Annotated in this window: 10 protein-coding genes; 1 reads left to right on the top strand and 9 read right to left on the bottom strand. The window is 42.5% G+C overall.

Features of this window, described 5'->3' with window-relative positions; all coding sequences use genetic code 11:
* Positions 1-5 precede the first annotated feature (5 nt).
* Positions 6-2,510: an EAL domain-containing protein gene (locus HUS62_RS02885; protein WP_175078477.1), complete on the top strand. Its 2,505-nt coding sequence runs from the start codon at positions 6-8 to the stop codon at positions 2,508-2,510.
* Here the strand turns inward: HUS62_RS02885 and HUS62_RS02880 are convergent.
* The 9 genes from HUS62_RS02880 to rpoD form a co-directional block, all read right to left on the bottom strand.
* Positions 2,507-3,316 carry a DUF2797 domain-containing protein gene (locus HUS62_RS02880; RefSeq protein WP_054560988.1) on the bottom strand — a complete coding sequence of 270 codons (810 nt, stop codon included), beginning with the start codon at positions 3,314-3,316 and terminating at the stop codon, positions 2,507-2,509. The genes HUS62_RS02885 and HUS62_RS02880 overlap by 4 nt on opposite strands.
* A gap of 46 nt (positions 3,317-3,362) precedes the next feature.
* Positions 3,363-5,861: an EAL domain-containing protein gene (locus HUS62_RS02875; protein ID WP_175078476.1), complete on the bottom strand. Its 2,499-nt coding sequence runs from the start codon at positions 5,859-5,861 to the stop codon at positions 3,363-3,365.
* A 94-nt stretch (positions 5,862-5,955) separates the two neighbouring features.
* On the bottom strand, positions 5,956-7,242 hold the full coding sequence (gene purD / locus HUS62_RS02870) for a phosphoribosylamine--glycine ligase (RefSeq protein WP_175078475.1): 1,287 nt from the start codon (positions 7,240-7,242) through the stop codon (positions 5,956-5,958).
* Positions 7,243-7,257: 15 nt separating this feature from the next.
* On the bottom strand, positions 7,258-8,079 hold the full coding sequence (locus HUS62_RS02865; protein ID WP_175078474.1) for a class I SAM-dependent methyltransferase: 822 nt from the start codon (positions 8,077-8,079) through the stop codon (positions 7,258-7,260).
* A 102-nt stretch (positions 8,080-8,181) separates the two neighbouring features.
* On the bottom strand, positions 8,182-9,768 hold the full coding sequence (purH, locus tag HUS62_RS02860) for a bifunctional phosphoribosylaminoimidazolecarboxamide formyltransferase/IMP cyclohydrolase (protein ID WP_138619132.1): 1,587 nt from the start codon (positions 9,766-9,768) through the stop codon (positions 8,182-8,184).
* A 230-nt stretch (positions 9,769-9,998) separates the two neighbouring features.
* Positions 9,999-10,289, bottom strand: a complete 291-nt coding sequence (gene fis, locus HUS62_RS02855; protein WP_002957804.1) for a DNA-binding transcriptional regulator Fis — start codon at positions 10,287-10,289, stop codon at positions 9,999-10,001.
* 21 nt (positions 10,290-10,310) lie between these two features.
* Positions 10,311-11,282, bottom strand: a complete 972-nt coding sequence (gene dusB, locus HUS62_RS02850; protein WP_175078473.1) for a tRNA dihydrouridine synthase DusB — start codon at positions 11,280-11,282, stop codon at positions 10,311-10,313.
* Between the two features lie 270 nt (positions 11,283-11,552).
* The gene (prmA, locus tag HUS62_RS02845; RefSeq protein ID WP_175078472.1) at positions 11,553-12,434 is read right to left on the bottom strand and encodes a 50S ribosomal protein L11 methyltransferase; all 882 of its coding nucleotides are present in this window, start codon (positions 12,432-12,434) and stop codon (positions 11,553-11,555) included.
* Positions 12,435-12,498: 64 nt separating this feature from the next.
* On the bottom strand, positions 12,499-14,358 hold the full coding sequence (rpoD, locus tag HUS62_RS02840) for an RNA polymerase sigma factor RpoD (protein ID WP_175078471.1): 1,860 nt from the start codon (positions 14,356-14,358) through the stop codon (positions 12,499-12,501).
* Positions 14,359-14,401: the final 43 nt, after the last annotated feature.

Genomic DNA, 14,401 nt, shown 5'->3' with positions numbered 1-14,401 from the left:
GACTTATGAATCAACCAAGACGACATCAAAAGGTGAGTGATGTCTTTTCGCAAAAGCTGGTATCGTGTCCTGCGCATACGCCTTTGGTCGATGCGGTAAGGTTGATGCATGTTCACAATGTGACGGCGATTTTTATCAAGCATGAGCAGTCTGTAGTTGGTATTTGGACTGAGGCTGATTGTTTGAAAATTGACATCAGCAGCCCGCTCTATAAGAACCTTGCCATTCACGAGGTCATGTCGGCGCCTGTTATTACAGTACCAAATCAATGCTCAGTCAGTGATGCAACCTTGCGTTTTCAACAACATGGCATTCGTCATTTATTGGTGATGGATAGCGAGAATCAGCCTGCGGGTATGTTGAACTTATCTGATATTGTGCATAACCAAGGTTTGGACCACTACCTACAATTTCGACCCATTCATGACCAGTATCGCACTGATCTAGAGATAGTTGATGCGCAAACACCGATAGAAGAGGTTGTGCAACTGATGCGCGCTGGCCGCCTTGATAGTGTACTGGTTTATAACCGAGAGCTTGAACTGCACGGTATTATTACTCAGCGTGATATTGTTGAGCTGATCATTCAAACCGAGTGGCTAAATCCTTGTTGGCAATATGCTAGCTACCCGTTAATTGAAATTGATTGTGAAAGCAGTTTATTTGATGCGTATCGCACTATGACAGAGCGTAATGTGCGTCATTTAGTGGTTCGAGATGATGAAATTTGCGGGGTGATATCATTTGCTGATTTGATCACAGAGATTGAGTCAGCTTATTGCTGCGAGCTTGAACGGGCCATAGAGCAGCGTGACATTGCTTTGCAAAAGTCACAACGTAACCTATTTTTAGCAAATAAAATTATTGATGCCTCACTCGATGGCATTATGTTAACCCGTAAAGACGGCACTATTATTCAAGTTAACCCTGCTTTTACTAAACTGACCGGCTTTGCCGAGCATGAAGTAATCGGTAAGCGTCCCAATATTTTAAGCTCGACAAAACATAGCCGTTCGTTTTATCAAAAAATGTGGCATGCCATTGAATACGAGGGGGTCTGGCAAGGGGAGATCTGCAATTGCAAAAAAGATGGTGAAGAATTTGTAGAGTGGCTCACCATTATCCAGATTAAAGATCCTAACTTTGATGAAGTGCTTTATGCGGCAATTTTCAGCGACATTACAGAGCGTAAACGTGCCGAAGAAAAAATTGCCCAGCTTGCCTATTACGACGAATTAACCGGCCTGCCTAATCGACGCTTATTTCATGACAGACTCTCTATTGCGCTGAGTTCTGCCAAACGAAACCATGATCTATTAGCGGTGATGTTTATCGACTTAGACCGCTTCAAAGAGGTTAACGACAGTTTAGGGCATGACGCTGGTGATAACTTATTACAGCAAGTGGCAGAGCGTATTTTATCAATTCTACCTGAAGGGGATACTCTTGCACGTTTAGGTGGCGATGAGTTTGTTTTATTATGCGAAGTAAATCGGGTTGAAACACTGCTCAACTTTGCCGAACAAGTATTGCAGCAAGTGAGTATGCCGCTTGCTATTAACGAGCATGTGGTTGCAATTACAGCTTCTATTGGCGCTGCAGTTTACCCTGATGATGGCGTAGATAGCGCTACACTGCTTAAGCATGCAGATATTGCTATGTACCGTGCTAAAGAAGTGGGGCGTAATTCATTTCAATTATTCAAACCTGCGATGAATGCACGTTCTTTAGAGCGATTGGCAATGATGAGCCGATTACAAAACGCCATCGAAAGCGATGAGTTTGAGCTTTATTTCCAACCTAAGCAGCAATTAAATTCAGGCAAAATTTTAGGAGTAGAGGCACTGTTACGTTGGCATGAGCCAAACCTTGGAGTGATTTCACCTGCTAAGTTTATCCCTCTTGCTGAAGAACTTGGCCTAATTGTGAAACTTGATTTATGGGTTATCGAGCAAGCGTGTAAAGAGTTAGAAAAATGGCAGCAACAAGGCATTGAAGCAGGGCGCTTGGCAATTAATATTTCGGCAAATCACTTACGTCAGGGGCAACTAGCATCGAATGTTGAGCGCTTACTTGAGCGTTACGATGTAGATCCACACAAGCTTGAAGTAGAGCTTACTGAAAGCTGTTTTATCAGCCACTTTAGTGAGGCTAAGCAAGAGCTACTCGCGCTTAAAAAGCTAGGTGTGCATATTACGTTAGATGACTTTGGCACGGGCTATTCGGCTTTAAGTTACTTAACCAAACTGCCAATTGATACGTTAAAAATAGATGCCAGCTTTATCGCAAAAGTGCCCGATGAATACGGTAATAGTGAAATTGTTACGGCGATTATTAGCCTTGCCAAAAGCTTGAGTATTCATGTTGTCGCAGAAGGGGTAGAGAAGGTAGAGCAGTTAAATTACTTACGTTCACTTAACTGCGATACCATTCAAGGCTATTACTTTTGCCGCCCAATAGCGAAGCAGCAATGGTATGATTTTTATCTCAATAGCGAAAAAAGTGCCTAAGCTAGGCTAATTTCGTAAGAAGTGAACTTACGAATATTAATGACGCCAGTATCAAAAATTAAGTACTGGCCTTTAATGCCTTTTAAAATACCAGATACTTCTGGTGCTTTATCAAAATTGAAAGAGCTGATTTTGCTTGGGTATTCACTTACTGGGTAGTCTAGCTCAACTACATCTTCATCGAGCTTTTCAATGGCTGTTGCGCCAAATAGCTCTGCAAGTTCACTCAACTTAGCATCAATCTGTGGGATCAACTCTGCAGCAGCAGCTTTTAAATCAATCGCTTCAGATTGGCCTTTTAGCATGTTTCGCCAATTGGTTTTATCAGCAATAAATTCGGCTAAGGCAACCTCAACTAAACCCGATTGAAGACGGGTTTGTACTTTGAAGATAGGTAAAGCTTGCGTCGCACCTTGGTCAATCCAGCGTGTAGGAATTTGAGTATGGCGGGTAATACCTACTTTTAGGCCTGAAGTGTTGGCTAAATATACGTAGTGCGGGATCATGCAGTTTTCTTCACCCCACTGTGGCTCACGACAGGTGCCTTTATCAAAGTGGCACGTTTCAGGTTTCATGATACACATGTCACAGCTAGCCAGTTTGCGCATACACACAAAACAGTGGCCTTGAGAGTAGCTTTTCTTGGTTTTCTTACCACAGTTACAGCAAAAAATATTGCCGGTAAAAGTCAGTGTGAGCGGCTTACCAATATAGTCATTTAATGAAACTAGCTCATCACCGATAGGTAATTGATATTCGACAGGAGAAGTCAGTGTCGACTTTAATTTTCTGATCGTACCTTGCATCTTTACATGGCCCCTAAAGATGTTAAAAAGGGCAGTGTAACACGGCCTATTTGAATTGTGAGGCAATAAAGCTTAGATACTCATTAATTGGCACCGCTTTGCTGTAATAATAGCCTTGCCCTTGATCTGCGCCCATCTTGATCAGCATTTTTTCTGTTTCTTGGTCTTCAATGCCTTCGATGGTGATATTCATATCAAGGTTATGAGCCATATCAATGGCGGTTTTTACCACTACCTGGTTGGTGGTGTTATTCACTAAATCAAGAATAAAGCTCTTATCGACTTTAATCGTGCTAAATGAATAATTTACCAAATAGTTTAACGACGAGTAACCAGTACCAAAATCATCGAGTACCACCTTGCTACCGAGTTTATTAAGTTCGCTGATAAAGCTAACCATTTCATCATGGTTTTTGATAAGCGCAAACTCAGTTAACTCAAACTTTAACTGATCCGCAGTAATGCCATGCTTTAAAATGGTGTTTTCGACTTTTTCGACAAGCTTTGGGATAGCTAGATTTTTGGCACTTAAATTAACGCTAATGGTATGCTCGCGATAGCCTTGTCGATTAAGCTGGGCAGCTGCTAGGCAAGCCTGATCAATCACCCATAAGCTCAACTCGTTAATTAAACCAGTACGTTCAGCCAATAAAATGAGTTGCTCAATGTCCAGGTATTTACCCGCTGTAGGCCAGCGTAACAATGCCTCTGCGCCACAGATAGCACCATTGCGTAAATTAATAATGGGCTGTAAGTAAATGGCTAAGGTATTGCTTCGCATTGCTTGTTGTAACTCAGCGGCAAGGCTGACATCCATATCGATATGCGGTGTAGTAAAGTCGATGTTTTGCTGCTTTTGTGACAACCCTAGGTAGCCACGTTGTAGCCAAATATCAAAGCCATCATCACTAACCGGTTCGGTAATGCTATAGCGGTAGTAAAGCTGCAGGTCTAAGCCTGCCACTTTATATTGCTTAGGCAGCTGTTTGCATAAGTTGCTAAGTTCTTGGTGTAGCTCTGCTTGTGATTGAATTTTGGTAGAAATAAAAGCCAGTACACCATTGCCTAAGTCAGCCACTTTTGGACTGTTATCTAGCGCTGACTCTAAATTAATAAATTGCCTATTCTTATTAATTTGATGCTCTAAAGATTGAGCCACAGTGATAATTATTTGGCTGCTTTGGCTTGGCTTTAGAATGCTCATTAGGGCATTAAATTGCTCTATTTTCACTAAACAAAGATTAGCGAGTCTATGCCCCGAGGCAATCGCCATATAGGCTTGTTTGAGCATTGCTTGGTTGAGTAGCTCAGTTTGTTGGGTATGGGTTGCATGATACAGCGCTTTTTCACGTTGATAACGCACCCGGTCTGCCAGCGCCATTGCCATAAGCACAATCTCACAGAGAATGGCGACTAAAAATATGTGCCTAACTGCAAAGCTGTAGGGAATAAAGCCAGTTAATTCTAACGGCTGAATGGCTGCGCCTACAATCAATGGCACCCACGACATGACATAAAACTTTGCCCACCGAAAACCGCTCACCAACTTTTTGTAAATCATGCAAATACATAGAATGTATAACGGCACCATGATGGCAAAAAAGATTTTTGAAGAATGGTATTCCAGCATAAAAAAGCTGATAAGACTGAGGCTAAACAGCAGGGCTAAAAAGCTGATACTAAGCTTGTATAGGCGGCAATTGTCTTTATGGTAGCGTAAGAACATAGTGCAAAACGCCACGGTGAAAAATGCAATCGCATAGTTACTGAAGACCACTTGCTCATTAAAAAAGATTTGCCACGATAACGGCCATAAGTAAAAACCAAAGCCGAGCACTGAGCCCATAAGTAACAGTGCTGAGATGATGTAGCCTATATAAATAAGGTAGACGCGATCACGGATCCCTAAAAATAATACCAAGTTATACAGGGCAGCCATGATCAGCACACCAATGAAGATCCCCCAAATTCCTGATTGCGAACGTAGTAAATCTTGAAACTCTTTTTCACCATAAATATTAATAGGTGTTTTGCTAATACCAACCGTATCAATTTTTATAATGAGGGATGTTTGCTCATAGCCCTGCATTGTAAGCATGCTGTGCGGTGTACTGTATTGAAACAAACTAAGACCAGATACTTTATCACCCAGCTCGGTTGTATCTATAAGCTGCCCCTTATCATCAACATGATAAACGCTAAGATAATCAACCATAGGGTTATCAAAGTGAATCGCCAGCTCAACAGGCTTTGCTTGACGGTTTTCTAAATCAAGCTTTAACCAATAATCTTGCGCCGCTAAATCCCACTCAACATCTTTAAAAGGACGCTGTTTAAGTTTGTCTGGTTCAGCTAAAAACTGCTCGAGAGTCAGCGCCTTACTACTATCAATTCGATAAGCTGTATTACTGTAGATGGGGGCTGTTTTATCTATGGTGTAGCGGGTAGGGCTGGCTAAATGTGCAGCTAGGGTAGCAATGATAAAAAACAAAATTGTCAGAATAAGAAATGAAACAAAGTTATATTTCAGTGCTTTATTATTCAAAATTAGTTCTTTATCTAGGTAAATGTTCTTAACAGTGTAGCATTAAAAAAGCGCAGATAAACTGCGCTTTTTTCAGAATTAGACTGGTTTGACCTTAATTCTGTTCGCGAGCAATTGCACGGTAAGCGATATCAGTACGATATTCCATGCCTTCCCAGCTGATTTGTTCAACCAGTTTATAAGCACGTTGTTGCGCTTCGGTTACTGTGTTGCCAAGTGCAGTAGCACAAAGCACACGACCGCCAGCAGTTACAACGTTTTCGCCATCTTGCTTAGTACCTGCGTGGAATACTTTCTCACCTTCAGGGTAAGTAACTTGCAAGCCGCTGATTGCATCACCTTTCGGGTAGCTATCTGGGTAGCCTTTTGCTGCTAATACAACACCGACTGCTGCACGCGGGTCGAACTCGATTGCTGTTTTATCTAGTTCTTCACGGTTAGCCGCTTCGATAAGCTCAACAAGGTCAGACTTAAGACGAAGCATCATAGGTTGTGTTTCAGGGTCGCCAAAACGACAGTTGTATTCGATTACTTTTGGCGTACCATCAGCGGTGATCATTAAACCAGCGTATAAGAAACCAGTGTATGGGTGGCCTTCTTTTGCCATACCTTCAACCGTTGGGTTGATCACTTCGTTCATAATACGTTGATGAATTTCATCAGTCACCACTGGAGCCGGTGAGTATGCACCCATGCCGCCAGTGTTCGGACCTTGGTCACCGTTGTAAGCGCGTTTGTGGTCTTGGCTAGTTGCGAATGGCAGTACGTTTTTGCCATCAACCATCACGATGAAAGAGGCTTCTTCGCCTTCTAAGAACTCTTCGATAACCACGCGGCTACCCGCTTCACCAAAGCTGTTGCCTGCAAGCATATCGCGGATAGCTTCTTCAGCTTCAAGCTCAGTCATTGCAACGATAACGCCTTTACCTGCTGCTAAGCCATCAGCTTTAATAACAATAGGCGCACCTTTTTCCTTTAGGTAAGCAAGTGCAGGATCGATTTGTTCAAACGTTTGGTAGTCAGCAGTTGGAATATCGTGACGTGCTAAGAAGTCTTTAGTGAATGACTTAGAGCCTTCTAGCTGTGCAGCACCTGCTGTTGGGCCGAAGATAGCTAAACCGTTTTCACGGAAAGTATCAACGACACCTAAAACAAGCGGTACTTCTGGACCAACAATAGTTAACTCAACGTTGTTTTCTTTAGCAAAAGTAACTAAACCTGCTAGGTCTTCAACGTTGATAGCAACGTTTTCAAGTTTTGGCTCTAGTGCAGTACCTGCGTTACCTGGAGCAACGAAAACGGTGTTTACTTTAGTATTTTGTGCAGCCTTAAACGCAAGAGCGTGTTCGCGGCCGCCACTGCCGATGACAAGTACATTCATGGCGTATAATCCTATTTATAGCGGTTTTTTAAACTTCAGCGTCATACGATCACTCTCACCAATCGCTTTATATTTAGCAGCATCTTTTTCGTCAAGTGCTAAACGTGGTGGTAGTGTCCACACCCCTTTAGGGTGATCCGCTGTATCAAGAGGGTTTGCATTAATGTCACTGATTGCCACTAGTTCAAAGCCAGCCTGCTTTGCAATTTCAATTACATAGCTTTGCTTCATATAACCTGATGATTTCTGATCTTCGTCGCTGCGCGCTTCAGGTAGGCGGTGTTCAACCACACCTAAAGTGCCGCCTGGTTTAAGTGCTTTATAAAATGCTTTAAACGCACTTAACGCGCCTTCTTTATCTTTACCCATGTACCAGTTGTGTACATTTCTAAATGTTAAGACAAGATCTGCGCTACCCGCTGGTGCAATATCAAGATGTGTTACTGGCGCAAATTCAGTTAGTTTAACTTCACTGAAGCGTGCGTCATCGCTCATCTTTTTCTTAAAACCAGCTAATGAACGTTGGTAATAACCCACCTCAGAATCAGCAGGGAAATGTGCCGCGTAGTAAACACCATGGCCTTTTACAGCTGGCGCAAGAATTTCGCTATACCAGCCACCGCCCGGTGCAATTTCAACAACTGTCATGTTTGGCTTAAAGCCAAAGAACTCAAGTGTCTCAACTGGATGGCGATATTGATCACGTGCGCTATTTTTAGCATCACGTTCGCTTGATTGCACAGCTTGTGTAAGCGCTGATTCATGAGAATGGCTTAAAGCCTGTGCTGATGTCAGTGCAAGGCTGGCAACAAGTAACGATTTTACGGCAAATTTCATCATCTGTTCCTTCATTATATGGGTAATTATTATTATTAATCAGAATACGTGAATTTGTGGCAAACAAAAAGGGTTAAGCTATGTGCTTAACCCTTTATGTGATTAGTGGCGGAAATGGCGCATACCTGTAAATACCATTGCCATACCAGCTTCGTCAGCTGCAGCGATAACTTCTTCATCGCGCATTGAACCACCTGGTTGAATAACAGCGGTGATGCCAGCCTCTGCTGCTGCATCAATACCGTCACGGAATGGGAAGAATGCATCTGATGCCATAACTGAACCTTTTACTTCAAGGTTTTCGTCAGCGGCTTTGATACCAGCAATTTTCGCTGAATAAACACGGCTCATTTGACCTGCGCCTACACCAATCGTCATACCGTCACGTGCGTAAACGATTGCGTTAGACTTAACGAATTTAGCTACTTTCCAGCAGAATAATAAATCTTTTAATTCTTGCTCAGTTGGTTGACGCTTAGATACAACTTTAAGGTCGCCTTGCGTAACCATGCCTAGGTCGCGGTCTTGAACTAGAATACCGCCATTAACACGCTTGATGTCGTGACCTGTTGCATTACCAGACCATTCACCACATTCTAATAAACGTACGTTTTGCTTAGCAGATACGATTTGGGCTGCAGCTTCAGATACTTTAGGTGCAATGATAACTTCAACGAATTGACGAGCAACAATTGCTTCAGCTGTGTCTGCATCAAGTTCTTTGTTGAATGCGATGATGCCACCAAATGCTGATGTAGGGTCAGTTTTGAATGCGCGATCATAGGCTTCAAGAATGTTGTCACCAATTGACACACCACAAGGGTTCGCATGTTTTACGATAACACACGCTGGTACGTCGAATTCTTTTACACACTCTAATGCTGCGTCAGTATCAGCAATGTTGTTGTAAGAAAGTGCTTTACCTTGCAATTGAACCGCAGTCGCAACAGATGCTTCAGTTAAGTCGTTTTCAACATAAAAAGCAGCGTCTTGGTGTGAGTTCTCACCGTAGCGCATATCTTGCTTCTTAGTGAACTGCATGTTGATAGTGCGTGGGAACTTAGTCTCTTCAGCAGCTTCTTCTGTGTAGTCAGGAACCATTTTGCCGAAGTAGTTTGCAATCATGCCATCGTACTGAGCTGTGTGCTCGTAAGCAGCAATAGCTAGATCAAAACGTGTTTTATACGTTGTTGAACCGTTGTTGCTTTGCATTTCGCTGATTACGCGGTCGTAATCTTTTGCATTTACCACGATAGTCACGTCTTTATGGTTTTTCGCCGCAGCGCGAACCATAGTTGGACCACCGATATCAATGTTTTCAATCGCATCTTCTAGGCTGCAGTCTTCTTTCGCAACAGTGTTTGCGAAGGGGTATAAGTTAACTACAACGATATCGATAGCAGAGATGTTATTCTCGCTCATTACGTCTTCATCTTGACCGCGACGCGCTAGGATGCCGCCGTGAATTTTTGGATGAAGTGTTTTTACGCGACCATCCATGATCTCAGGGTGACCAGTATGGTCAGATACTTCAGTGACTTTGATGCCGTTATCAGCAAGTAATTTGCAAGTACCGCCAGTTGATAAAATATCCACGCCTTGTGCTTCAAGAGCGCGAGCAAATTCAACGATACCGGTTTTATCTGACACACTTAATAGTGCGCGACGAATTGGACGATGTGTATCCATTGTAGTTTTGATTACCTCAATGTTTGAGCTAGCTTAGAAAGGCGGTATTTTAACTGAATCTGCTTTAAAAAACGACGTTTAAAGCGTGAGGATTTTGCATAGTTTTTAACAGCTATAAAAAAAGCACCCTAAGGTGCTTTTTTCAAATAACTTATTACCAGTTACTATGAAGCTGTAAGCAATTATAACGATAGCTCGTTAGAATGATTACCATTTCAATATAACCAGTATCAGTTCATACCGTATTTTTTAAGCTTCTTACGTAAAGTACCACGGTTGATACCTAGTAAGATTGCAGCACGAGTTTGGTTACCACGCGTGTACGTCATTACTTCTTCAAGTAATGGTGCTTCTAGCTCAGAAAGAACAAGGTCGTATACGTCTTGTACGTCTTGACCATTAAGTTGCTTTAGGTAGTGATGAACAGCTTTTTTCACTGCATCACGCAACGGCTGTGGTTTCTCGTGTGACTGTACATGAGGGTTTGTGATAAATGGAGAAGTCACGTTTTGTTCGAACATCGTTATATGTCTCTTTCTTTCTTAGTTAGCTGCTAGTGTTTTAAAGTATTCTTCTAATGCGTCGACTTGTGCCTGTGGGTTATCTAACGCATTAAATACTCGCCTAAACTGACCGTCACTGTCATGGGTTTGCAAATACCAAGATACATGCTTTCGAGCGATACGCGCTCCCATTGGCTCCCCGTAAAACTGATGAAGATTGTCTAAATGCTCCATCAAAATGCTACGCACTTCTGAAATTTCAGGTGCTGGCAAATGTTCTCCAGTTCGCAAATAGTGGTCTATCTCCCTAAAAATCCAAGGGCGACCTTGGGCGGCTCGACCAATCATAATGGCATCTGCACCCGTATAATCCAAAACCTGCTTTGCTTTTTCTGGTGAAGTAATATCACCATTGGCAACGACAGGGATAGACACTGAACGTTTAATATCCCTAATTGTGGCGTACTCTGCTTCACCTTTATACATACATGCGCGCGTTCGCCCGTGTACTGCCAGTGAGGCAATGCCATAACATTCAGCTATTCTCGCAATCTCGACACCATTACGGTTATCCTGATCCCATCCGGTACGGATTTTTAAAGTGACAGGGACATCGACAGCATTAACAACGGCATCGAGTATCTCTTGTACTAATTCAGGAAACTGTAATAAGGCAGAGCCTGCGAGTTTCTTATTCACTTTTTTAGCTGGGCACCCCATATTGATATCTATGATCTGTGCACCATTGCTGACATTGAATTGTGCTGCCTGTGCCATAAGCTCAGGATCGGCTCCGGCGATTTGCACCGAACGAATTCCCGACTCACCGCTGTGATCCATACGGTTCATCGATTTTTCGGTTTTCCATACTTTCGGGTTTGACGAGAGCATTTCAGAAACAGCAAGGCCCGCACCTAAGCGACGGCAAAGTTGTCTAAATGGTCTGTCTGTAATGCCTGCCATTGGCGCGACAATTACATTGTTCTCAAGTTGGTATGAACCGATACGCACTGTTATTCAATTGGCCTCTTTTCAAGGGGCGCTAAGTTTACGGCTTTTTTAGCAAAAATCAAAGGCTATAAATTGAACAAAAGTGACTTTTTTTTGCTCTTTTCGTATTGACTTTTGATAACAGTTTGACGGGCTGGTTGATTTGTTTGATATTTGAACAGAAAAAATTTTACTCACAAAAAAGTGAGAAACTACTAACTGTAAAAATAAGGTAAAGCCTGTTAAATACTGGCTTTACCTATTATGTTTGAGTAAATACTCTAGTGCTATTTAGGCTTTCTTGATGCCGCTCACTCGGGTCCATTCACCCTCAACAGCCACGTCATCAAGTGCTAAAAACGGGGCATAAACATCGGCTACAGACTGAGCTTGTTCTTCTAAAATACCTGACATAGCAATTTTACCATTCGGTTTTAAAAGGCCTAAAATCACTTCATGTAGTTCGCGAAGTGGTTGAGCTAAGATGTTTGCAACCACAATATCAGCTGTAAACTCTGGCTGATCTTCAGGTAAATAGACTTCAAGTTTATCTGCAACGCCATTACGTTTTGCATTATCGCGGCTTGCTTCAAGAGCTTGAGGATCTATATCGATACCGATCATACGTTCAGCGCCGAGTTTGATCGCCGCAATTCCTAAAATTCCTGAGCCACAACCAAAATCGACCACGGTTTTACCTGTTAAATCTTGGCTTTCTAGCCATTTTAAACAAAGGGCAGTGGTTGCATGGGTACCTGTACCAAAAGCAAGGCCTGGGTCGAGTAATACATTTACCGCATCAGGATCTGGAATATCGCGCCAACTTGGACAGATCCATAAGCGCTCACCAAATTGAATTGGGTGGAAGTTATCCATCCACTCACGCTCCCAATCTTTATCCTCAAGCTGTTCAATTTTATAAACGAGCTTATCGGCGAGTGTTGTTTCAGCATTTAATGTTGCTACTACGCTGTCCATATCGTGGTTAGCGTCATACAGGCCAATCACAGTGGTATCAGCCCATAACTGCACAGTACCAAGTTTTGGCTCATAAATAGGGGTATCTTTGGCATCAACATAGGTGACTGACGCACTGCCAGTGTCCATGAGTAAGTCGCTGATTAATTCTGCGTTGTCTGCATTTGCGTTGATGCGAATTTGGATCCAAGCCATGAATATCTCTCGAATAGAAAAAAGGCCGCAACAGCGGCCTTTTAGTTAATAACGCGATACTAAATTACTTAGCATCTAAGAAGCTTTTCAGTAAGTCAGAGCGAGAAGGGTGACGTAATTTACGTAACGCTTTCGCTTCGATTTGACGAATACGCTCACGTGTTACGTCAAATTGTTTACCTACTTCTTCTAATGTATGGTCAGTGTTCATGTCGATACCGAAACGCATACGTAGTACTTTAGCTTCACGTGCTGTTAAGCCCGCTAGTACATCGTTTGTTGCGCCACGTAGTGATTCCATGGTTGCAGAATCAATAGGTGAGTCGATAGTGGTATCTTCAATGAAGTCACCTAAGTGCGAATCTTCATCATCACCGATTGGTGTTTCCATTGAAATTGGCTCTTTAGCGATCTTAAGTACCTTACGGATCTTGTCTTCAGGCATTAACATACGCTCAGCTAATTCTTCTGGGCTCGGCTCACGACCCATCTCTTGTAGCATTTGACGAGAGATACGGTTTAACTTGTTGATCGTCTCAATCATGTGCACAGGAATACGGATGGTACGTGCTTGGTCAGCAATCGAACGCGTGATTGCTTGACGGATCCACCATGTTGCATAAGTTGAGAACTTATAACCACGGCGGTATTCGAACTTATCAACCGCTTTCATTAGACCAATATTACCTTCTTGGATAAGGTCTAAGAACTGTAAACCACGGTTGGTGTATTTTTTCGCAATTGAAATTACAAGACGTAAGTTCGCTTCAACCATTTCTTTCTTCGCACGGCGAGCTTTTGCTTCACCAATACTCATACGACGGTTGATATCTTTAATTCGTTCGATGCTAAGACCCGTGCTTTCTTCAATTGCACTTAGTTTGCTGATGCAACGAATGATTTCTGGTTTAACTGTTTCAAGTGCTACTGAGTATTTCTCGTTAGCAGCAATCTCAAGGTCAATCCAGCTTGTGTCAGTTTCGTTATTTGCAAAGTGCTTGATAAAGCTCTTTTTCGGTAACTTAGCAATTTGTACAGCTTGTTTCATGATGATACGTTCTTGTACACGAACGCGGTCCATCATTTCACGCATGTTGTTAACCATACGGTCAAACTGTTTTGGCACTAATTTAAAGGTTTTAAATAGTTCGCCTATTTCTGCAATAGCTTCAAGTGAATCAGGGTGCGAGCGACCTTTTTCTTCGAACGTTTCGCGTGCTTTGTTATAAAGCTCACGTAAGTTTTCGAAGTGAATACGAGCTTCTTCAGGATCTGGACCTGTGTCGCCATCGCTATCATCATCGCTATCATCATCACTATCTTCGTCATCATCGTCTTCGTCGTCTTCTTCGTCGAGTTGCTCTTCGTTTAACTCAGAACCGATGTGTGTTGCAGAGATTTGTGATTCTTCTTCATTATTAGGATCAAAGAAACCAGAGATAATGTCGCTCAAGCGCATTTCTTCAGCTTCGAACTTGTCCCATTGCTCTAGTAGATAAGTAATTGCTTCAGGGTATTCAGCAACTGAAATCTGTACTTGGTTAATACCTTCCTCAATACGCTTAGCGATTACGATTTCGCCTTCACGCGTAAGAAGTTCAACAGTACCCATTTCACGCATATACATACGTACAGGGTCAGTTGTTCGACCGATCTCTTTTTCTACAGTCGCAAGTGCAGCTGCCGCGGCTTCTGCTGCGTCTTCGTCTGTCGTTGTTTCTTGCATCATTAATTCATCGGCATCAGGTGCGTTTTCACTTACCTTGATACCCATATCATTAATCATGCTAATGATATCTTCTACCTGATCTGAGTCGATAATGTCTTGTGGAAGGTGATCATTAACTTCTGCAAAAGTTAAATAACCTTGCTCTTTACCTTTTTGAATCAGAAGCTTTAATTGTGACTGAGGAGTTGGATCCATAGAGATTTATTCTTCCACTCTGAAAGTTGATACAACAGGCGCC

It is taken from the genome of Pseudoalteromonas sp. 0303, assembly GCF_013349995.1.
GTDB lineage: Bacteria > Pseudomonadota > Gammaproteobacteria > Enterobacterales > Alteromonadaceae > Pseudoalteromonas.
Note: the sequence above shows the minus strand (reverse complement) of the source record. Positions and strands in the feature narration are given on the sequence as shown.